Annotated in this window: 14 protein-coding genes and 1 pseudogene; 8 read left to right on the top strand and 7 right to left on the bottom strand. The window is 62.1% G+C overall.

The window, feature by feature from the left end; translation table 11 throughout:
* The first annotated feature begins 310 nt into the window (after window positions 1–310).
* From SK095_RS13205 to SK095_RS13185, 5 genes are all read left to right on the top strand, one after another.
* The gene (locus SK095_RS13205) at window positions 311–1,825 is read left to right on the top strand and encodes an ATP-binding protein (RefSeq protein WP_320546550.1); all 1,515 of its coding nucleotides are present in this window, start codon (window positions 311–313) and stop codon (window positions 1,823–1,825) included.
* A complete protein-coding gene (locus SK095_RS13200) occupies window positions 1,822–4,566 on the top strand; it encodes a Z1 domain-containing protein (protein WP_320546549.1) in 2,745 nt (914 codons plus the stop codon). The genes SK095_RS13205 and SK095_RS13200 overlap by 4 nt, the downstream gene beginning before the upstream one ends.
* Window positions 4,556–5,527 (top strand): PD-(D/E)XK motif protein, encoded by a 972-nt coding sequence (locus SK095_RS13195; RefSeq protein WP_320548899.1) that lies wholly within the window; start codon window positions 4,556–4,558, stop codon window positions 5,525–5,527. The genes SK095_RS13200 and SK095_RS13195 overlap by 11 nt, the downstream gene beginning before the upstream one ends.
* Window positions 5,524–7,620, top strand: coding sequence for an AIPR family protein (locus tag SK095_RS13190; protein ID WP_320546548.1), 2,097 nt, complete (start codon window positions 5,524–5,526; stop codon window positions 7,618–7,620). The genes SK095_RS13195 and SK095_RS13190 overlap by 4 nt, the downstream gene beginning before the upstream one ends.
* Window positions 7,621–8,137: 517 nt before the next feature.
* On the top strand, window positions 8,138–8,350 hold the full coding sequence (locus tag SK095_RS13185) for a hypothetical protein (protein WP_320546547.1): 213 nt from the start codon (window positions 8,138–8,140) through the stop codon (window positions 8,348–8,350).
* Between the two features lie 56 nt (window positions 8,351–8,406).
* On the opposite strand, the gene mobI is transcribed toward SK095_RS13185, so the two are convergent.
* From mobI to SK095_RS13155, 6 genes and pseudogenes are all read right to left on the bottom strand, one after another.
* Complete coding sequence (gene mobI, locus SK095_RS13180) at window positions 8,407–8,991, bottom strand: conjugative transfer protein MobI(A/C) (RefSeq protein ID WP_320546546.1); 585 nt, start codon at window positions 8,989–8,991, stop codon at window positions 8,407–8,409.
* A 135-nt stretch (window positions 8,992–9,126) separates the two neighbouring features.
* Window positions 9,127–10,467, bottom strand: coding sequence for a tyrosine-type recombinase/integrase (locus SK095_RS13175; protein WP_320546545.1), 1,341 nt, complete (start codon window positions 10,465–10,467; stop codon window positions 9,127–9,129).
* 275 nt (window positions 10,468–10,742) lie between these two features.
* On the bottom strand, window positions 10,743–11,066 hold the full coding sequence (locus SK095_RS13170; protein WP_136490235.1) for a DNA-binding protein: 324 nt from the start codon (window positions 11,064–11,066) through the stop codon (window positions 10,743–10,745).
* A gap of 12 nt (window positions 11,067–11,078) precedes the next feature.
* A pseudogene (locus SK095_RS13165) lies at window positions 11,079–11,411 on the bottom strand (type II toxin-antitoxin system RelE/ParE family toxin).
* A gap of 270 nt (window positions 11,412–11,681) precedes the next feature.
* Window positions 11,682–12,935 (bottom strand): MFS transporter, encoded by a 1,254-nt coding sequence (locus SK095_RS13160; protein WP_320546544.1) that lies wholly within the window; start codon window positions 12,933–12,935, stop codon window positions 11,682–11,684.
* A gap of 174 nt (window positions 12,936–13,109) precedes the next feature.
* Window positions 13,110–16,931: a DUF3427 domain-containing protein gene (locus SK095_RS13155; RefSeq protein WP_320546543.1), complete on the bottom strand. Its 3,822-nt coding sequence runs from the start codon at window positions 16,929–16,931 to the stop codon at window positions 13,110–13,112.
* Window positions 16,932–17,258: 327 nt separating this feature from the next.
* Between SK095_RS13155 and SK095_RS13150 the strand changes: the two genes are divergently transcribed.
* From SK095_RS13150 to SK095_RS13140, 3 genes are all read left to right on the top strand, one after another.
* Window positions 17,259–18,656: a DUF3300 domain-containing protein gene (locus SK095_RS13150; RefSeq protein ID WP_320546542.1), complete on the top strand. Its 1,398-nt coding sequence runs from the start codon at window positions 17,259–17,261 to the stop codon at window positions 18,654–18,656.
* Window positions 18,657–18,670: 14 nt separating this feature from the next.
* On the top strand, window positions 18,671–19,567 hold the full coding sequence (locus SK095_RS13145; RefSeq protein ID WP_320546541.1) for a DUF2950 domain-containing protein: 897 nt from the start codon (window positions 18,671–18,673) through the stop codon (window positions 19,565–19,567).
* 65 nt (window positions 19,568–19,632) lie between these two features.
* Window positions 19,633–19,917, top strand: coding sequence for a hypothetical protein (locus tag SK095_RS13140; protein ID WP_320546540.1), 285 nt, complete (start codon window positions 19,633–19,635; stop codon window positions 19,915–19,917).
* Here SK095_RS13140 and SK095_RS13135 read toward each other — a convergent pair.
* Window positions 19,914–20,360, bottom strand: coding sequence for a hypothetical protein (locus tag SK095_RS13135; protein ID WP_320546539.1), 447 nt, complete (start codon window positions 20,358–20,360; stop codon window positions 19,914–19,916). The two genes, SK095_RS13140 and SK095_RS13135, sit on opposite strands and share 4 nt — an antisense overlap.
* Between the last annotated feature and the right edge of the window lie 31 nt (window positions 20,361–20,391).

Below are 20,391 nucleotides of genomic sequence, written 5' to 3'. Positions count from 1 at the left end.
TCCGACTGATCGCGGGCCAAGGTAGCCTTTGGCTCACGCCGCTCGGCACGACGTCGTGGTTCTGTTACTTGGGTGCTGCCCTGCTACGCCGCACTGCACAGCCAAGGGGGCTCCATCGCGCTGCCGCTTGGGAGTCAGCTTGCGTTGAAGCTCGGCGAAGGCCCCATCACCTGCAACAGCCCCCAGACCCTGTATGAAAAGTCGGCACCCCTCCCTCCGAGGGTAGAAGTTAAAGCTCTTACTTCGTGGCTTTATTTTTCGTATGATCAAGATTGATTAAAACGTAAGGTCAGTGGATGGTACCCTGTAAATGGACATTGTTTGTAAGGGAATTAATGCAAAATCCACCTCAAGACGAGCCGATGCTACGCCCCATGCAGCTTCTCTTATCGAGGGGCTGAGGGATATTGGGTATTCGCTAGAAACCGCCATATCCGACATCATCGACAACTCCATCACGGCGGGTGCGAAGCGGATTCGAATCATCACTGAAGCATTCGACGAAGCACCCCTGATCGCAGTCGTGGATGACGGCAAAGGGATGACCGAGGATGAGCTCATTGCTGCCATGCGCCCGGGGAGCCGGAATCCTCTAGCAGAGCGTGATGAGCCTGACTTGGGAAGGTTCGGACTTGGCTTGAAGAGTGCCAGCTTCTCGCAATGCCGACGGCTGACAGTTGTGTCTCGGAAAGATAGCAAGACTTCCGCAGCAGTCTGGGATCTCGATGACGTTGCGGAACGGAACGAGTGGGCAGTGCAGCTGCCTGATGACGTTTCTGGAATTCCGGGTGTGGACCAGCTTGGTGATACAGGTACTTTGGTTCTTTGGCAAAAGCTAGATCGACTGACGGGGGGGATTTCGCAAAATACTGCCAAGCGTGCAGAAATCATCAACCGAAGAATTGCCGAAGCCGAGCGACACCTGCGTCTGGTCTTTCACCGCTTCATGCAGGGTACTAAATCAATCCGCATTTTTCTGAACGGTCGTCAGCTTAAGCCACTGGATCCATTTGCAAGAAATAATCCAGCGACTATTTGCGATCCAGAAGAAAGGATTACTCTGGCTCACGGTGAAGTTGAAGTTCAGAGCTTTACACTTCCTCACCACAAGCAGATGAGCAATTCCGAATGGGATGATATTGCCGGCCCTGAGGGTCACCTGAAATCGCAAGGTTTCTACTTGTATAGGGGCGGGCGCCTTATTCTCTACGGAACCTGGTTTGGGCTCTGCCGACAGTCCGAGCTGACCAAGCTTTGCCGGGTCAGGATCGACATCCCTAACAGCATGGATGCTGACTGGAAGATCGACGTCAAGAAGTCCTCTGCCCAGCTGCCTCCAGTCGTCCGTGATCGCCTCCAGAAAGTTATCGAGCGTATTCAGAGCGGCTCGAAGCGGACCTATCTCAAGCGCGGGCAGAAGCTTGTTGACCACGAGCGGCTGCCTATGTGGAGTCGCATTCAGTCTGACGGGCAGATCCGGTATAGGCCGAACATCGAGCATCCCGCATTCTCAGATTTTGCCGATAATCTGCCACCTGACTTGCAACGTGGATTCTTCAACTGTATTGCCCTCGTAGGTGCTTCGTTACCCATCGAAGCCTTGCATGCCGACATGGCCGGTACAGCCGAGCAGATTGTTCCTGACCGCATCGATGAAGACACGCTCGCCCAAGCAGTGAAGGCGACACTGTCGGTTCTTACGGGGGCTAAAAAGGACATTAAGGAAATCATATCGCTGATGAAGGATGTCGATCCCTTCCGTTCGGCCTGGACGGATACTCAGCGTATTATCGCAGCGACGATAGAGATTAAGGAAGAAAAATGACTCCCCTCCTGAGCAGCCTCGAAGGCATGACAACAATGTATATGGCCTCGCAAAAAGGGCCTCACACTGCCCAGTCGATTCGGGACATCATCCGACAGTTGCGTGAAATGCCGATGTTCGCGGGAATGATTGAGGACGACGACGCGGAGGAACTCGCTCGGCTGATCGAGGAAAAGCACGGTATCAGCATGGGCCTTGGCGCCGTCGTTGATGCCGAGGACTTCCGTCCGTGGCTGCATGATGCGCGGATCAAGAATGAAGTCGGGGATTTTTACTGGAGTCGCTATCGGAAGCTCCTGAGCCTCAAGGGACTGCCGAAATCGGTGATTGACGCAACTGACGAGGTGACTGATCGTGTGCTGGATCGCCTCGGTGATCCGAAGAACATGACTCCGTGGAGTCGCCGCGGCATGGTCGTCGGGCACGTCCAGAGTGGCAAGACAGCTAACTATACCGGCTTGATATGCAAGGCAGCCGACGCTGGTTATCGCCTGATCGTAGTGATCGCCGGCATCCACAACAATCTGCGTAACCAGACTCAGGCCCGGATTGACGAAGGGTTCATTGGCCGTGATACAGGTCGGTTGGCTCATGCCAACAAGGCGCAACGTCAGAAGATCATTGGCGTTGGCCAGTTCGACCAGCGCGAATTCCCAGTTTCGCTGACCAATACCCTGCGCGATTTCAACAAGGCCACAGCCACCACTAACACCAGCCAGATCGGGCAATACAACGTTCCCGTTGTGCTGGTGATCAAGAAGAACTCCAGCACGCTGAAGAACCTGCTGGAGTGGTTGAAGGAGCACTCCGTTCATCAGGGAACCCAGATGGTCAGCCAGCCAATGCTGCTGATCGATGACGAGGCCGACAATGCCTCGATCAATACCGCCTATTCCCGCGAAGAGGTCACTCGTATCAATGGCCAGATCCGCGAACTGCTCTCTCTGTTCCACCGCAGCTGTTACGTCGGTTACACCGCCACCCCCTTTGCCAATATTTTCATCGACCCAGACACCGACGACGAGGCACTGAAGCAGGACCTCTTCCCGCGTCACTTCATCATCGGTCTTGACGCGCCATCTAACTATTTCGGCGCACAGAAGGTGTTCCTCGACGCCCGCGACCGGCACGTTCGCCTGATCGATGACAACAAAGACATCCTGCCGATGAAGCACAAGATTGATCATCCAGCCGATGTGCTGCCTGACAGCCTTGTTCGGGCCGTGCGCGCCTTCATCGTCGCCCGGGCAATCCGCAATGCACGGGGGCAGCAGGCGGCGCACGCCTCAATGCTGATCAATGCCTCGCGCTTCACGGATGTCCAGGGACGCCTGCGGTCAAGGGTTTCCGATATCGTCAGCCAGATCAGGGACGCGGTTGCGGTTGACGGCGGCAAGGGCCACGCCGCACTGCAGAGCCCGGAGATCGCGGCGCTCTATGCCGTCTGGGAAGCAGAGTACGCAGACGCTGAAGGCGCCGGCTGGCCTGAGGTCCAGGCTCGACTGCACGAGGTTCTGGTTGCAGCAAGGGTCGTCGAGGTCAACGCCTCGAAGCGGTCTCAGCCACTCGACTACGATCAAGGTGGCGAACATGGCGTGACCGTCATTGCCATCGGCGGCTTCTCCCTGTCGCGCGGGCTGACGCTGGAAGGGCTGACGGTCAGCTACTTCCTGCGGAACTCGATGATGTACGACACGCTCATGCAGATGGGGCGCTGGTTCGGCTATCGGCCGGGGTATGAAGACCTGTGCCGCGTGTGGATCCCCGCGGATGGCGTGGGCTGGTATACCCATATCCACGAGGCGATGGACGATCTGCAGGCCCAGTTGAAGCGCATGGAGCTGGCGAAGGCTACGCCGGAACAATTCGGACTGGCAGTTCGCAGTCACCCGGAATCCCTGATCGTGACTGCACGAAACAAGATGGGGACCGGTCGAGAGTTTCCCATGAAGGTCGGTCTGGCTGGCAAGCTGATCGAGACCACGCGGATTCGAGTGGATCGTGTCCAGCTGGATAGGAACCGGAAGGCCGGGCAGGACTTGGCGGCGGCCATCATGGCTACCGGAGAACTCACAGCAGATCATCTTTCAAAAGGCACACTTTACCGATCGGTTCCCGTCCATCTGGTGCAAGATTTCCTGCGGGTGTTCCGTGCCGATGCGGCCGATCCATTGACTGATCCCAGGCTGATGAACGACTACATCGACGCCCGTGCTGATAGCGAGTTGGAGAAATGGGACGTCCTGTTTGCCAGTGCCCAGAACGCAGATGCGCCAGAGGAGGAGCTGACAGCCGGTCTCACGATGAGAGCTTTCGCCAGATCGGTTGGCGAGCCCGATTTGCGCCAGGGTGTGCTTTCAATCAGTGGCACCAGCAGGAGGGTCGGCTCACCCGGTGACGAGCGCATCGGCCTGACGGCGGAACAGATCGAGGCTGCAACCCAGTCCTTTCGCGAGGAGTGCGACCGCCTAGGCAAGAAAACGCCGACGACTCTTCCGCCTCGCATTTTCTGCGAGGTGCCGGGGCGCCGCCCACTGATCATCCTTCGATTTGTGGCCCCCACCGTCTCAGCCGAATTGCTGAGCGAAAAGCCGCCACGTATCGTCCTTGCTTGGAGCATCTGTTTCCCGCCATCAGACGTTCAGGGCGGTACCGTCGAGTACGTCGTAAACACCATCCGCATGCGCGAGATCTTTGGCGAGGAGGAAGTAGAGGAGGAGGCGCGCGGTGATGCTGAATGACACACCATGGTCCGGTCTCGAGGCAGGCAAGGTCGACACACGACGGGCTTCTGCCTCTGCACGGTGGAACTGGTTCTGGGCGGTGATGTCACGAACCGATGTCGCGCTTGTTCTGCAACTGGGAAGTTTGCCGAAACTAACTCCAGACCTCCCAAAGCTCAGGAGCCTCGAGGTTCAGTTCCAGACGCTGCCGGGTGGTCCGATACTCTACATACGCCTCAAGGACCGTGCCCAACTCGAACTCTTCGAGACACTCTGCCGCGATGTTATAGCCGCGGGCGAGCTTGCGGACACCGAGGCCGAGGCGCTTGAACGAGCCATTGGGCGAACCTTCCGTTGGCACTACTTGCTGCGAGGCGGGAAGTTTGACGTGCTGTCGGAAGAGGCACAGAAAGGCCTGATCGGTGAAATTGAGGTTCTAAAGCTCCTGATAGCCAGCTTTGGTGCGAAGGCGGCTCTTGCAGCATGGACGGGGCCATCCGGTGCGCCTAAGGACTTCGAGCTCAAGGCAGGCTGCATCGAGGTCAAGGCAAGGCGCGGCGCCTCACAGCCGTTCGTGAAGATCGCCAATGAGCACCAGCTTGCCGACGTACCGGGTCGTCATCTCTGGCTAGGAGTACTAGCTGTGGACAAGGTCCAGCCACCCCATGGCCGGACACTGGCGGAGCATGTAACCGAGGTGACAGAGCTTCTCGAACGGACGGAACCTTCAACGATAATGAGCTGGGATCTGCTCCTTGCCGATGCTGGCTACGATGTACAGCACGACTACGCGCCCTGGCGCTGGATCGTCTCGCCTCCGGAGTTCCATTCCGTCGCAGAAGGCTTCCCCCGGATTACCGCTCCCGTCCCGCTTGGAGTTTCGGGGGTGACCTACGTGCTCGCCCTGTCAGCCTGCACTCCCTTCAAAACAGACTGGAACACCGTGCGTTCGACTCTCGTCAGGGAGGATCTGCTATGAGCGAGATTCATGAGTATCACCGGAGTCTTATGGCGGACATCCGCCGCGAAGCGGACGCAAGCGGCGTGCTGATGATCGAGGCGTTCTTCGACCAGATGACCGCCAGGCTGGCAGAGGCCGGCGAACTCGATACAGCAGACCGTGCTTTCTACGAGAACGGTGAGGGCGCCCAGAGGGTCAGGATCGACGGGTACGCGGGTGACCCTCGCGACAGCGAAGGGGTTCTTGGACTGATCGTCTGTGACTTCGCCGACAGCGACGCCCCCCTTACATTTGGTAAGGCCGACATCCTGCCTATTCTCAACCCGCTTATACGCTTCCTGAAGAAGGCCCGGACCGAGGCGTTTCGCGATGCTCTGAACGAGGTGAGCCCTGCATTCCAGGTCTCCGACCTGATCATCGCGACGTGGTCGCAGATCACCAAGGTAAAGCTAATTCTTGTCTCAAATCGCCGGTACATCAGCCGTGACGACTCCGTAAAGTTGCAGGATATAGATGACATTCCGGTCACCTGGTCCGTCTGGGATCTGGCTAGGTTTGAGCGATTCGACCGCTCCGGCCAAGCCCGTGAAGACATGACCATTGACTTTTCGGGTGACTTCGGAGCCCCGCTTACAGCACTCAAAGCTTCGCAGGCTGGTGCGGCTCTAGAAAGCTATCTGCTGATCATCCCCGGCCAGCTGCTTGCCGCCATCTATGATCGTTGGGGGGCTCGCCTTCTTGAGGCTAATGTCCGTACCTTCCTTCAGGCTAGGGCCAAGACTAACAAGGGAATCCAGAAGACCATCAAGGAAGAACCGGAACTCTTCTTTCCCTATAACAATGGTCTTTCGGCAACAGCCGAGCATGTGCAATGCGTCCAGACAGATTCCGGCCTGGCGATCTCGTCAATCAGTAACCTCCAGATCGTAAACGGTGCACAGACAACAGGCACGATCCATGCCGCGCTTAGAACTGCTCGTGAACAGCTGGAAAGTGTCTTCGTACAGATGAAGCTGACGGTCGTGCCTCCGGATCGCTCGGAGGAAATCGTCCCGAAGATTTCGGAGTATGCGAACACGCAGAATAAGGTCAACGCTGCTGATTTCTTCTCGAACCATCCTTTCCACATTCGGATAGAAAAATATTCGCGCAACGTGATTTTTGCTGCGCGTGAAGGAGAGCGACACGACAGCAAGTGGTTCTACGAGCGCTCCCGTGGGCAGTATATCAACGAGCGTGGGCGATGCTCGGGCAGCGACCAGAGAAAGTTCGATCTCGAGTTTCCGAAAAAGCAACTATTCAGCAAGACTGATCTAGCAAAATACGAAAACTCGGCGGCCGGTCAACCCCACATTGTTTCGCGTGGCGCGCAGAAGAACTTTGCACTATTCGCTAAGGAGATAGGTGAGAAGTGGTCAAAGAGCGAGTCAGCTTATGATGAGCTCTGGTATCGAAGGCTGATTGCGAAGGCGATCATTTTCCGGTATCTCGAAAGCGAGATCCCAAAACAAGCTTGGTATGAAGGTGGCTACCGCGCCAACATTGTAACCTACGCCATGGCAAAGATATTTCATGATGCGAACAGGGCCAATGAAGTGCTCGACCTCGACACAGTCGCTAAACGGCAAATGGTTTCCGATGATCTTGCTAGAGCTCTTATTCTGGCGGCAGAAGAGTCTCATAAAGTAATTACTCAGCCCGCTGCTGGCATGCGTAATTTCTCAGAATGGGCTAAACAACAGGCTTGTTGGGGCGTGCTTCAGTCGCGCAAAATTGACTATGGCCGAGGCTTTGAACGCTGTCTGGCATTGAAGGAAACCGCAAGGAAGAACGAGCGCGATGCGAGAGATGACCAGCGAGAGATCGCAGGAATAGAGGCTCAATCTCTGGTAGTAAAGCTAGGGGCGGAGTTCTGGCGTGGAGTATGGGAGAAAGGGAGATCTGCTGGCAGTTTGACAGCGAAGGACGAGCAGATCCTGAAAGTCTGTGCATCTATGCCGCGACAGGTTCCTACCGAAAGGCAGTCCAAGCATGTGCTCATGCTTCTGGAGCGGCTGAAATTGCATGGTGGGCTTTCAATTGATCGGCCTGAAACTCTAGGGAGTTTATGATGAGTGCGTGCGAGGGGGTTGTTGATTAGATAGTTTTGAAAAGGGGGGGCTGACCTTCGGCATCGGCGCGAGCGACCTGATTCTTCGTCGGTGCTTGTAAACCAAGGTAGGTATAGCCGCAGCTTACGCTGCTTGGCTGGGGGATAGGTGCCCCTGCTGAACTCAATTTTCGCGGGAGTGTGCTGCTCCCCATTACTATCTTGGGGGATCAAGCCCCCCTTGAGCCACTGTGGAGCCCAGTGGGTAGGAGGGGGCGCAAGCCTTGTACTCTCACAAACCAGGACTTGCTGAGCCGGGCCACTTGAGCTGGATCGATACGATGCAGGTATGAGTGATTTTTTTGTTGGTGCCTGAGCTTTCAGTGAACTCTATTTTTATGATTGGAGATTCCTCTGTCTGATGCGGACCGAGGAATTTTTCTTGGTGTGAAAAATTTTCTTGTGTTGTATGTTTTGTGCTGCGGGGTAAGGTTTTGGCTGGCAGATGTTTTGCCCTATAAGCTCAGGAGATTACGTCAATGAAGGAAATTATTGAGGGTGTTGAGGGGGTTGTGGCCCTAGCTGAGTCGATGGATGGGTTTTGCAGTGTTGAGGTATCAGTAGTTGTCCGGCGAAGTGGTGGTGAGCTGGTTGATCGTGTATTTATGAGTGTTGATGAGGATAATGGTGGCTTGGAGCGTAAGGAGATTTCTTCTCAAGGGGGTGGCGGGCAGCCGAAAGTCTGGTTTTGATTGAGGTTGGAAGATTTTTGGTTTTTTTGGCCGAGCCATGTTTGGCTCGGCTGATTTTATAGCTGGTATTTTGGGAGGTATGGAGAGGTATATCTGTAAGCTTCGCAAGGCTCTTGGCAGTCACACGTTGTGCACTGCTCTGGGGTTTCTATGTGTTCGTCTTCAAATGAACCTTGAGTAGTTGAATTTATTTTTATTTGGTTTATCGAGTTAAGGCTTTCTGCTGCTTTCGAAAGATGACTGGTTATTTGGCGTAGCTTTTCAAATCGATCTTCTGCTGTTCGGATTGCCGCTTTTTCTGTTGCAGAGCATTTGCGAAAGTTGCGCGCTGGAACTCTGTTGTTGCCGTCGAGGCGAATTCCTTCAGAGAAGCAGGTGTCACCGTACTTTCCAGTGTAGTGAATCCATTCGATAGAAACTCCGTTGCGCGTTGCTTTGATGCGAACGTCGTGTACCCATGCGCGACCGCGCTTGCTTCCCTCTTGATGTTTTTTGCGCTCATCTCTGAAATTCCGCTGAACTTCCAGAGCAGCATCGTGAACGCAGTAGGCAATCTGGTCTATTGATTTTCGGATGGCAATAGTGCCCTCCGGGATGATGGATTGAAGGGTGAATTCTTCGTTTCTATATTCGTTGTCCATTTTTATTGTGGCCGGCTAGTGGGTTGAACTCTGCCAATTTTATTTTTAGGCCAATGATTAGTGGTGGCTGTAATTGTGAAAAATCACAAATAAGCCGGTGCTGAAGCATTCGGCGGATGGTTAATGTATGGTGCGTTAGATTTTGTTTGGTTTTACTTTTGCGGCTTCGAGCATGGCCTGCGTTGCCGTCTCAACAGACTGCCGCACCGGGTCGAGGTCGAGGCGCGCATAGATCGCCGTGGCCTGATGGGACTTGTGGTTGAGCGACTTCCCGATGATCGCCATAGACGCGCCTGTCTTGGCCTGCCAGCTCCCGAGGGTGCGGCGCAGGTCGTGAATGCGTAGGTCGGTCATGTCATACAGCGCCGGGTCGATTTCCAGCGCGGCGGCGATGGCCTGATAACGCTTCGCTGCGGCTGCTGGCGATTCGGTGATCTGCTGGTTGGCCTGCTGGCGCTCCTCGGTAGTCAGCTTGCCGAGGCCTTCTAGGTGGTCGAGGAGACGGCGCAGGCTGGCGCGCAGCAGGACGGCGGCCCATGCCTTTTTCGGCTCGACCAGATGGCTGGTCTTGCCCTCTCCGGGAAACACGAAAGGCGAGGTGCCGGTCGTCGTGCCCTTGCGAGCGCGCAGGGCGGCCACGGCCTCGGGCGATAGGGTGACGTTCTGCGGCGTGCCGTTCTTGGTCATGCCGATGCGCCAGATGCCGCCGTCGAGGTCGAGGTCGCGCCAGGCCATCGCTTGCACGTTGGAGCGGCGCGCGCCAGTCAGCAGCGCCAGTAGGAAAAAATCGCTCAGACTCGATTCGCCGATGGCGGCGAACAGGTAGGGCAGTTCGGCAGCCTGGGCGAAACGGTCGCGCGTCACGACAGCGTTTTTCTTGATACGGACGGCGGGGTTTTCGCCCTTGAAGTGCTCGCAGTCGGCGGCGTAGTTGAAAACCGAGGAGATGATGGCAACGGCCTTGTCTGCTTGGCGCGCGCTTTTCTTGCTCACCTTGGTGTGAATCGCCTTCACCTCGGAACGGGTGATGCGTGACAGCTTGCTGCTGGCGATGGCGACCATGTGCAGTCGGGCGGTGTCGAGGTAGTCCTTTTTCGTCCGCTCGGTGATCGGTGATCCGTCGCGCTTGGTCTTGTGCGCCAGCATGTCGGCCAGCGCCTCGGCAAAGGTCGGTTCTTCACGGACTGCGCGCCGGACGGCAGCCGGGTTAGCGCCGGCTTCAATCTCGGCATTGATGGCGGTGGCCTGCTTGCGCGCCTGTTCGACAGTCATCGCCGGGAAGCGGCCAAGCGTGACCCGCTCGGGCTTGCCGCCCTTCATGCGGCGGTAGACGCAGAAAGTCTTGACCCCTGTTGTGGATACACGCAGTTGCAGCCCTGGGATTTTCGTGTCGTGATAGGTGGCGCGCTTGCCTCCTTCGGGGAGGGGGAGGGCCGTCAGCCGGTCCTTGCTGAATGCAATGCGTGTCGCGCTCATATCCTGTCCCTGCCACTCTGTGGGGTTACGCCGGGGTTACGGTTTCGGTCAAAAATGGTGTATTTCTATACGCCTTCGTAAAGCCAAGGATAGGCTGAAAGCCGCATTCTGTGTAGTTATGTGATGATCGGTGAATCACCGTAAATGAATGGGTCTTCTGACTTGTAATCAGTAGGTCCCGGGTTCGATTCCTGGTGCCGGCACCATATAAATCAACGACTTAGGCTCGCAGCGATGCGGGCCTTTTTCGTTTCTGGGGAATCTGTGCCCCGTTGTCAGGCTGCGCGCACGGCGTGGACCTGGATATCGACGCCGAGCTTGGCACGGATGACGGCAAATATGGCCGCCAGGTTGTCCATGCTGGGATTGCCGCTGGCGGAGAGCATGCGGTGCAGGCTTTTACTGGGTTTCGCAGTTTCGCGGGACAGCTCCTCAAATCCCACGGTAGCGTTGACCAGGTCACGCAGAATCACGCGAGCGGCTTCCGGCTCACCATTCAGGAACAGAGTGGCCGCCTCGTCCAGCAGGGCTTGGGCGAATGCGGGATCACGCTGCGCACGTTCTGCGACAGTTTGTTTGAAGCTGCGGGTGAGAGCCATGGTGGATTACCTCTATCGTTTGGCCGCGCTCTTGCGGCTTTTGTACTCGGCCAGCAGCTCCTTTGCTTGCTTGATATCGGCTTTCTGGCTGGCCTTGGTTCCGCCGCCGAACAGGATGATGAGGCGTTTCCCCTCTTGAACCAGGTAGATCCGGTAGCCCGGCCCCCAGTCAATCCGCTATTCGCCGAGTCCGTCGAGCCACTTGATGCTGGAGGTGTTGCCCATCTCCATGCGCACGATGGCCGTGGACACCTTGGCGGCGGCTTGGGCGTCCAAGGATGAGAACCAGCGTTCGAAAGGGCTGGAGTCATCGGAGCGGAGGTATTCTTCGACTGTGATCGTCATGACTCAAAAGGTAACTTATATGTTACCTCTGGGTAACTTGAATTCAGCTTTTAGGCAGTCTGACGTACTGCCGGGTAGTCGCTGGCAGACGCCATCGCGGCGGAAGCGCCGGTACAGGGTTCGGTAGAAAGTTCGGTACAGAGTTCGGAAGAAAAGGCGGAAGAAACACCGCTGCTGCGCCTGCTCAAGGCGCATCCCGGCCTGACGGCGAAGCAGGCGGTCGAGCAGCTGGGCCTGTTGCAGCGGGCGGTGGAGAAGCCTGCGAGAGGCTCACCCCCGCGTACCACAGGGTCGCCGATCCGGAATGCAGGCTGGCGGGCGTGAGCAGCGAGCTGGCCGCGCGGCAGGCAGCTGCGCCACCAGCAACAGGCCGAGCAGCGAGGCGCCGCCGGTGAGCAGCCAGGTGTAGTGCCAGCCGCCGACGCTGACGGCCAGCCAGCCGGCCAGCGGAGGTGCGCAGAACTGGCCGAGCGCCGACCATTGCTGCATCCAGCCGACGGTGGTGGCGATGCTGCGCTCGCTGGGAGCCAGGCGCACCGCCTGGGCGAACAGGGTGGCGGGGATCAGGCCGCCGACCGCGGAGAACAGCAGGACCGCCGCATAGCGCAGCTGCGGCAGTTCGGCGCTGGCCGGGGTGAAGGCGCCGAAGGTGCCCAGGCTCATGCAGAGGAAGCCGATGCCTAACAGCAGGCGGGCGGACAGGCCGCGCTGCAGCAGCAGCCCGGCTGCCAGGTTGCCGAGCACGTTGGCCGCCGAGGCCAGGGCGGTCAGCGCGCCGGCCAGGGCGGTGCCGATGCCGGCCTGGGCATAGATGGACGGCAGGAAGCCGATCACCGTCAGCCATTGGCTGGCATAGGCGGCGAAGAGCAGGGCGAGCAGCCAGGGGCCGCGCGCGGTGAGGGTCAGGCGCAGGCGTCCCAGCCATTCGGCGAGCGCGTCCGCGCCGGCATGGGCAGGGGCCTTGGGCGGGTCGGCCGGCACCCGCCGCCATACCCACAGCAGCATGCCGAGCGACAGCAGCGCCAGCGTCCACCACCAGCCTTGCCAGCCGAACGAGGCCATCACCCATGGCCCGCACAGCAGGGCCAGGGCGGTGCCGCTGCCCATGTAGCAGCCCCACAGGCCCAGCCTGAGGTTGAGCTGCGCCGGGGCGACCAGGCGGCGGATCAGACCCGGGGCGGGCAGGGCGACCAGCAGGAAGCCGCAGCCTTCCAGCGCGCGCAGCCAGAGCAGGTCGGACGCCTCGCGGGCCCAGCCGCCGAGGGCGCTGACGCTCGCCAGCAGCGCCAGGCCGCAGAGGATGCTGCGGCGCATGCCCAGGTTGTCGGCGGCCAGGCCGATCAGCAGGCCGAGGCTCATGCCGGCCAGTTGGACCAGCGAGAGCAGGAAACCGGCCTGGATCAGGCTGAGGCCCAGAGCCTCGCGCAGCACGGGCAGGGCGGGCGGCAGTTTGCCGACATGCATGGCGGCGACCATGCCTGCGGCGAGCACCACGAGATCGGGCGTGAGGATGACGCGCCTCATGGGAGGTCCTTCTTCTTGTTGTTCTGGGGGCTGCCGGGCAGGCAGCGCCGGACACGCTCCGGGAGCGTCCGGGTCCGCAGGACATGTACCACAAAGCGGCGCGGCAGGGCGATGACGGCCAGGGCGCGCAGCAGGTTGCCGCACAACGGAAGTGCGCACCCCGCCCGTCGACGGTCACGCGACGGTCAGCGCGTCCAGCTCAAACACCACGCTCATCGGCTTGCTGCCGCTATGGCTCTGGTAGTTCACCTTGCCGTAGTAACGGAACGGCGCCGCCTTGCCGTTTTCCAGTTTGTTGTCCCGCACAAACAGGTGCAGGTCGATGCCCAGTGCCGCGTGGTGGATGATTTCCTTGCCGCGCTTGTTGTCGGGCGCCGTCTGGTTCTGCGTCTGCCAGTGGAAATGCTGCTCGTCGATCCAGTGATCTCGATAGCGCAGGTCTTCGGCCTTGCCCTGCTTGTTCAGGGTGACCAGCAAAACATGGGCATTGCGCTCGCCGATCACCACATGCCCGCTGTTCCAGTTGCCAGCATTGAACTCGACGCCGAACAGCGGCGGGATTTCCTCGCGCATGAAGCGTTGGCCGACCTGCATTTGCAGCGGGTCGATGACCGCTTTCAGGCGGGCGAAGGTGCGCAGCTGTTCCCGTAGTTCGTCGCTGACCAGAATGTCGGCATAGTCGGGGTTGTTGGCGCGCAGGCGGTATTGGCCGTTGGCGTCCTTGAGGACTTTGCGCAGCAGGTATTGGTTGTCGCCGGATTCGTCCTGGCGCTCGATGGCCACGGTTTCACCGGTGATCTTGCCGGCGTTGTCGCTGCCGATCACTTCCAGCAGCAGGTAATCGCCGTCTCGGATTGGGCTCTTTCCACCGTTCATCGAGTTGCCGGAAGCGCGGGCGAGGAAGTGGCGGGACGGGTCGAGGTTGCCGTATTGCTGGTCGAGCGCGCGGTATTCCTCGTAGTCGGCGCGGCTGGTGCGGAAGTGGCCGCAGGCGATTTTCAGGCTGGGGAAATAGGCCAGTTCCACCTGCTGTGGGTGGCTCGGTAGCTGATGCACGTTGTCCGGGATTGGGGCCGTGCGTGCGGCGTAGGTGGTCAGGCGGTAGTCCACCAGTTCCTGCACCATATCTGTCAGCGGTGCGATGGCCGTTTCAGCGACGACGAGATTGCCGATAAACAGGCCTTCCTCGACGTTGAAATAGCGGCCGCCGGTCCAGGCGTCGATGGGGTTCTTTTTCCAGTATCTCAGCCAGTCTCCAGGCATCTGCTTCGCGCCTTGATATTCCTCGGGCAGATCGCCGAGCAACGGGCGGCGGCGTTGCAGCACTTGCCAGGAGCGCTCGGCCAGTTGTGCGAGTTCTACCGCTTCGCGCCAGCCGTCCAGCTCCTGGAAGGCTTCGAGCAGGACCATCTCGTAGCTCTTGGTCATCGCGGTGGTTTCCAGCTCGCGCAGGAAGTCGCCGTGTTTGGTGATGAGCTGACGCTCGATCTCCGGCAGTTCGGCTTCCTCGCTGGCGATCAGGGCGAACCAATGGCCATGCTGGCGGCGCATGTCCGGCAGGCTGGCGCCCGAACGGTAGAACTCGGTCAGGCTGGGGCGGCGGCCGAGCACTTCGCGCAGGCTGCGGTAGTCGCTTTGCACGCTGGCGCTGTCCAGCGACTTGAGGAAGTCGATGAACTGCAGGTCGTAATTGACGAAGCAGCCTTCCGGCAGCTCCAGTTGGCCCCGTTCCGCCTTTCGACCGAACTCGGCCAGTTGTCGGTGGTTCATGCTGCGGTTCATCAGCGCCATCGGCTTGTGCAGGAAGCTCTGGTGGTTGGCGACGAAGTCGAGCACCACCAGCTTGTTCTTGCCGTCCGCCTTACGCAGGCCTCGGCCGAGCTGCTGCAGGAAGAGGATCTTCGACTCGGTGGGGCGCAGCATCATCACCGTGTCGATGCTCGGCAGGTCGACGCCCTCGTTGAACAGGTCGACGGAGAACAGCACTTGCAACTGGCCGGCGCTCAGTTGCTCCAGCGCCTCGCCGCGCGACAGCTGGGAGTCGGCGTACACCGCCGCGGCCCGCACGCCCTGCTTGCGGAAGTAGTCGGCCATGAAGTCGGCGTGGCGGGTGGAGACGCAGAAGGCCAGGGTGCGCTGCTGGGCATGCAGGCGCCAGGTGCTCAGCGCATGGCGGGCGCGGCCGAGGGTGGCCAGCTTGTTGCCGAGCAGCTCGGGATCGAAGCGGCCATTGCGCCAGGGAATGGCCTGGTAATCCACGTCGCTGTCGAAGACGCCGTAGTAGTGGAAGGGCACCAGCAGCTTTTCCGTGACGCCGCAGAACAGGTCGCTTGCATAGACCAGATTGTCGTCGCACAGGGCGAGGATGTCGGCGTTGTCGGTACGGTCCGGGGTGGCGGTCAGGCCGAGAAGGAAGGCCGGGGCGAAATGCTGCAGCAGGCGGCGATAGGTCGGCGCCGAGGCGTGGTGGAATTCATCGACCACCAGGTAATCGAAGTGCTGCGGCTCGAAGCGCTCTAGGTGCTCGGCCTTGCCGAGGGTCTGCACCGAGGCGCAGAGGATGTTGACCTGGTTGTCGCGTTGCTGGCCGCGGTAGAAGCCGATGCTCGCCGAGGGTTGGATGCGCGCGAAGGTCGCCGCCGCCTGGTTGAGGATTTCCTCGCGGTGGGCGACGAACAGCACCCGCCGCGCGCCCATCTGCTTGACGTCGAAGGCGGCCAGCCAGGTCTTGCCGAGGCCGGTGGCCAGCACCACCAGCCCGCGCAGGTAGCCTTCGGCGCGGGTGGCGCTGAGCGCCTGCAGGGCTTCGCGCTGGATCTTGCTGGGCGTCGGTGGCGGCTCGCGCTCGGTGCTGCCCGGTTCGACGGCTTGTGTCGGCTGGATGCGGCGCTGCTCATAGGCGCCGATCCAGGCATGGCTCAAGGCCTCGGTACGCGGATGGGCAAATAGCTCGTCGAAACGCCGGCAGGCTTCCAGATAGCCGTGGTCGCCGGGGTAGTCGATCCGGTAGTTCCACTCCAGGCCCTGCTGCAGTGCCAGTCGACTGATATTGCTGGAGCCGATAAAGGCGCGTCCCCAATCCTGCCCGCTGAACAGATAGGCCTTGAGGTGGAAGCTGCTGCCGCTGCTCTGGTAGACGCGCACTTGGGCGCCTTGTTCGGCCAGCAGCATCAGCAGGCGCAGGGCCTCCGGATCGGTGACGTCCAGATAGTCGCTGGTCAGGATGCGCACCTGCGCCGGCGGCAGCTGGGATTCGCTGCGTTGCAGGGATTCCAGCAGGTCGGGCAACAGCAGGCGCAGGCCGGTGGTCTTGATGAAGGCGACCGCCATGTCGACGCGGTGTGCCTGATGGATGGCGGCGCACAGGTGCGGCAGGAACGGGTGCTCGTCGCCGCCGGTCACCAGCTTGCTGGGCGCCTTGTGCAGCAGGGCGTTCAGCCACTGCTCACTGCGGCCGGGGCGCTGGTCCGTGCTGGTCCAGCAGTGCGTGCGGGTCAGGCCGGGCAGCTGCTGGGTCCAGGCGGCGAGGCGCGCTTCGTCGGCATCGGTGAAGTGGCGTTCGTGGTGCAGGCGCTCGCCGCTGCCCAGCTTGAAGCTGCAGTACAGCACCCCGCCGGGCTTGAGCGCGCGCCACAGGCGGGCGAAGGCGTCCGGCAACTGGCTTGCCGGCACATGCAGCAGGCTGGCGCAGGCCCAGATGCCGTCGTAGCGCTCGACTTCGTCGACCTCGGCGAAGCGCCTGACCGGCACGGTCTGGCCGAGCAGTCGGCTGGCGTGCTCGGCCAGCGGCGCGCTGGCGTCGAAGGCGCTGACCTGATGGCCGAGTCGCTGGAAGGCTAGGGCATCGCGCCCTGCGCCGCAGCCGGCGTCGAGGATGTGGGCGCTGGCCGGCAGTTCGGCGAGGAAGGGCGCATGGAGCGCCTGCATGTCCACGTCCTGGGTGTCGGCGATGAACTGCTGGGCGTTGCGGGCGTAGTAGGCGTCGGTGCTACTCACTGAAGAACTCCGATTGCGGCCGGCTGGCCGAAAGGGGGCAGATCAGGAGTGCGCAGCGGTGCCGACGTCGAGCATCGGGAAGCTGAGGCGAAGGGACCATCCCTGAGGTACCACGGTCTGCCATGAGGAGCGCTACCTTATGCCAGCCCTCTCGCAGGGGTAAAGACGGTGTGGTCCTGGGGATTGAGGTAGCGGCGCCGAAACAGCGGCCAGTCGCGCGGCGTGCGGCGCTTTCCGGCGCGTCCGGCCCCCGGTCGGGCGAGCGGGCACGCAGCGGGGGCGCGGCCTATGCTTGCTGGGCCGCCGGCCTGCTCGAGGAGAGGCGCCATGCGTATCGATCGTCGTTTCAGCGCCATCCTGCTCGCCTGGCTGGCCCTTGGTGGCTGGCCGCAGCCGGGCGCTGCCCAGGTGGCCACGGAGGCCTCCAGCACAGCGCCTGCCGCCGCGCCGGCTGCCGCGGTGTTCCGCCAGGAGGAACTCGACCAGATGATGGCGCCGCTGGCGCTGTATCCGGACGCCCTGCTGGCCCAGGTGCTGATGGCCAGCACCTACCCGGGCGATGTCGCCGATGCGGTGGCCTGGTCGAAGGCGCATCCGAAGGCCAGCGGCGACGACGCGGTGCGTCAGGTCGCCGAGCAGCCCTGGGATCCCAGCGTGCAGTCGCTGGTGGCCTTCCCGGCGGTGCTGGTCACCCTCGGCCAGGATCCGGCCTGGGTGCAGCGGGTCGGCGATGCCTTCCTCGCCCAGCCCGGCGAGGTGATGGATTCGGTGCAGCGCCTGCGCCGCCAGGCGCAGGCCGCCGGCAACCTCGAGTCCAACGAGCAGCAGAAGGTCACCGTGCAGAGTGCGGCAGAGGGCGGCCCCACCACCGTGGTGCAGGCGCCGCCGGCCGGGCAGACCATCATCATCGAGCCGGCCGACCCGCAGGTGATCTACGTGCCCAGCTACAACCCGAGCGTGGTCTACGGCAGCTGGCCCTATCCGGCCTATCCGCCGGTGTACTACCCGCCGCCGCCCGGCTACTACTTCGGCTCGGCGCTGGTGGCCGGCCTGGGCTTCGCCGCCGGCGTGGCGATCATCGACTCGATCTGGGGCGACTGCGACTGGGGCCACGGCGACATCGACATCGACGTCAACCGCTACAACAACATCAACCGCAACAACCAGATCAACGCCAGGCAGAACAAGTGGCAGCACAACGCGGTCAACCGCGACGGCGTGCCCTACCGCGACAACGCCAGCCGCGAGCGCTACAGCCAGCGTCTGCCCGGTGCCGAGCAGCGCGACGCGCTGCGCGGCCGCGAACCGGCGCGGGGCGCCGAACGCGAGCGCGCCCGCCAGACCCTCAGCCAGCGCGGCATCGAGGCGCCGGCCACCAGCAACCGCGAGGCGCGCGAGCGGGCGCAGGTCGCCGACCGCGAGATGCGCAGCCAGGCGCAACGGCCCCAGCGCGCGGAGGCCGGCGCCCAGCCGCGCCAGCGCACGCAGAGCAGCACGCAGGCCCGCCAGCAGGCGCGCCAGCAGTACGCGAGCAGCCCGGGCACGCGCGACAACGCCTTCGCCGGGGCGCGCGAGCCGGCGCGCTCGCGGGCCGTCGCCAGCCGCGGCGAAGCCAGCCGTGCCTCGGCCAGCCGGCCGCGGATGGAGCGCGCCAGCCGTCCGGTGCAGCGCTCGGCACCCAGCAGGCCGGCCCGCAGTGGCGGTGGCGGCGGCTTCCGGCGTTGACCAGGAGACATCCCATGCATCCGCTCTTGCGTATCTGCCTGCCGGCGCTGCTGGCCCTGCTGACCTGGGAGGCGCGCGCCCAGCAGGCCTTCGCCACCCCCACCGCTGCCGTCGATGCGCTGATCGCCGCGCTGGGCACCGAGCACGCCGATCCCCAGCGCATGGCCGCGCTGCTCGGCGACGACTGGCAGACCTTCATCCCCACCGATGACATCGAGCGCAAGGACGTCGACGCCTTCCTCGCCCTCTACCGCGAGCAGCGCACCATCCGCCTGGCCGGCGAGGAGCGCGCCAGTCTGGTGGTCGGCAACACGCCCTGGACCTTTCCGCTGCCGCTGGTCCACGGCCGGGACGGCTGGCGCTTCGATCCCCGGGCCGGCGGCGAGGAAATCCGCGCGCGGCGCATCGGCCGCAACGAGCTGGCCGCCATGCAGGCGGTGCGCGCCTACCACGACGCACAGATGGACTACGCCGAAGCCGACCACGACGGCGACGGCGTGCTCGAGTACGCGCAGCAGTTCATGAGCAGCGACGGCCGGTACGACGGCCTGTACTGGCCCGACGAGCCGGGCGTGCCGCAGAGCCCGCTCGGCCCGCTGTTCGGCGACGAGCTGCCGGACGGCGAGTGGCAGGGCTACCGCTACCGCATACTCGACGCCCAGGGGCCGTCGGCGCCGGGCGGCGCCTATGCCTACAGGATCGGCGCCGACATGAGCCGCGGCTTCGCCCTGATCGCCTGGCCGGCGCGCTACGGCGACAGCGGGGTGATGAGCTTCATGATCAGCCATGACGGCCTGGTGTTCGAGAAGGACATGGGGCCGGACGGCGCCAAGCTCGCCCTGGCGATGCCGCGCTTCGATCCCGACAGCAGCTGGCACGAGGTGAAGGAGGCGGAGCTGGCGCAGCCTTGAGCGCGCTGTCCCGCGGTCGGCCCCAGGGGCGGTAGACTGCCTGTCTCCGCCTCGCGAGCCGCAGCATGTCCGACCACGACCACGACCACGACCACGACCACGACCACGACCACGACCACGACCACGACCACGACCACGACCACGACCACGGCGCGACTTCCCGCGCCGACTACCACCGCGCCCACCAGGCCCGCGCGCGGGCCGAGGCCGAGCGCCTGCTGGCGGCGCGCGAGCAGCTGGGCGCGCGCTGGCTGAGCTGGGTGGCCGGGGAGCTGTATGCGCTCAGTCCGCCGCACTACGCCGGCATGGTGCGCCGCGAGCTGCAGCGCCTGCAGGAGGGCGACGCCTAGTCGTCGCCGCCCTCGCAGAGGTCGCGCAGCAGGCGCGCATCGAGCAGCGCGTGGTGGGGAACCTCCTCGGGCGGCAGTACGGCCAGCGGGTCGTCGACCTGCCGGCAGCCCAGCACGTTGCCGGGCAGGCCGGGGGCGCCGAGCAGCTCGAGCAGCAGCGGCCAGTCCCAGGCCAGCGCGTCGCCGACGATCTCCACCGCGCCCAGGCCGGCGAGGAAGGCGTGCAGCGCCGCGCCGGCCTCGGCGCGCGGGCGGCCGTGGCGGGCGAGGTCGAGCTGCGGCAGGACGATCTCGACGACGAACTCCGAGCAGTCGGCCAGTTCCCAGCCGTCGCTGAGTTCGACGTAGAACTCGGCGCCGTCGGCCGCCACCAGGGCCAGGGAGATCAGCCGCCGTTCGGCGCTGAGCTGGGTGAACTCGGTGTCGATGTACAGCGTGCGCATGGTTGCCTCGTTCGTCCGTGTCTCGGGTTGG

This window comes from Pseudomonas sp. AN-1 (genome assembly GCF_034057115.1).
GTDB lineage: Bacteria > Pseudomonadota > Gammaproteobacteria > Pseudomonadales > Pseudomonadaceae > Geopseudomonas.
The sequence above is the reverse complement of the archived record's forward strand: the minus strand, read 5'-3'. Positions and strand labels throughout refer to the sequence as shown.

Excerpts from the sequence above, each read along its gene's own strand:
- SK095_RS13175 (WP_320546545.1), bottom strand. The coding sequence starts at position 10,467 with ATGAGCGCGACACGCATTGCATTCAGCAAGGACCGGCTGACGGCCCTC.
- SK095_RS13150 (WP_320546542.1), top strand. The coding sequence starts at position 17,259 with ATGCGTATCGATCGTCGTTTCAGCGCCATCCTGCTCGCCTGGCTGGCC.
- SK095_RS13205 (WP_320546550.1), top strand. The coding sequence starts at position 311 with ATGGACATTGTTTGTAAGGGAATTAATGCAAAATCCACCTCAAGACGA.
- SK095_RS13145 (WP_320546541.1), top strand. The coding sequence starts at position 18,671 with ATGCATCCGCTCTTGCGTATCTGCCTGCCGGCGCTGCTGGCCCTGCTG.
- SK095_RS13135 (WP_320546539.1), bottom strand. The coding sequence starts at position 20,360 with ATGCGCACGCTGTACATCGACACCGAGTTCACCCAGCTCAGCGCCGAA.
- SK095_RS13160 (WP_320546544.1), bottom strand. The coding sequence starts at position 12,935 with ATGAGGCGCGTCATCCTCACGCCCGATCTCGTGGTGCTCGCCGCAGGC.
- SK095_RS13195 (WP_320548899.1), top strand. The coding sequence starts at position 4,556 with ATGCTGAATGACACACCATGGTCCGGTCTCGAGGCAGGCAAGGTCGAC.
- SK095_RS13140 (WP_320546540.1), top strand. The coding sequence starts at position 19,633 with ATGTCCGACCACGACCACGACCACGACCACGACCACGACCACGACCAC.
- SK095_RS13170 (WP_136490235.1), bottom strand. The coding sequence starts at position 11,066 with ATGGCTCTCACCCGCAGCTTCAAACAAACTGTCGCAGAACGTGCGCAG.
- SK095_RS13190 (WP_320546548.1), top strand. The coding sequence starts at position 5,524 with ATGAGCGAGATTCATGAGTATCACCGGAGTCTTATGGCGGACATCCGC.
- mobI (WP_320546546.1), bottom strand. The coding sequence starts at position 8,991 with ATGGACAACGAATATAGAAACGAAGAATTCACCCTTCAATCCATCATC.
- SK095_RS13200 (WP_320546549.1), top strand. The coding sequence starts at position 1,822 with ATGACTCCCCTCCTGAGCAGCCTCGAAGGCATGACAACAATGTATATG.
- SK095_RS13185 (WP_320546547.1), top strand. The coding sequence starts at position 8,138 with ATGAAGGAAATTATTGAGGGTGTTGAGGGGGTTGTGGCCCTAGCTGAG.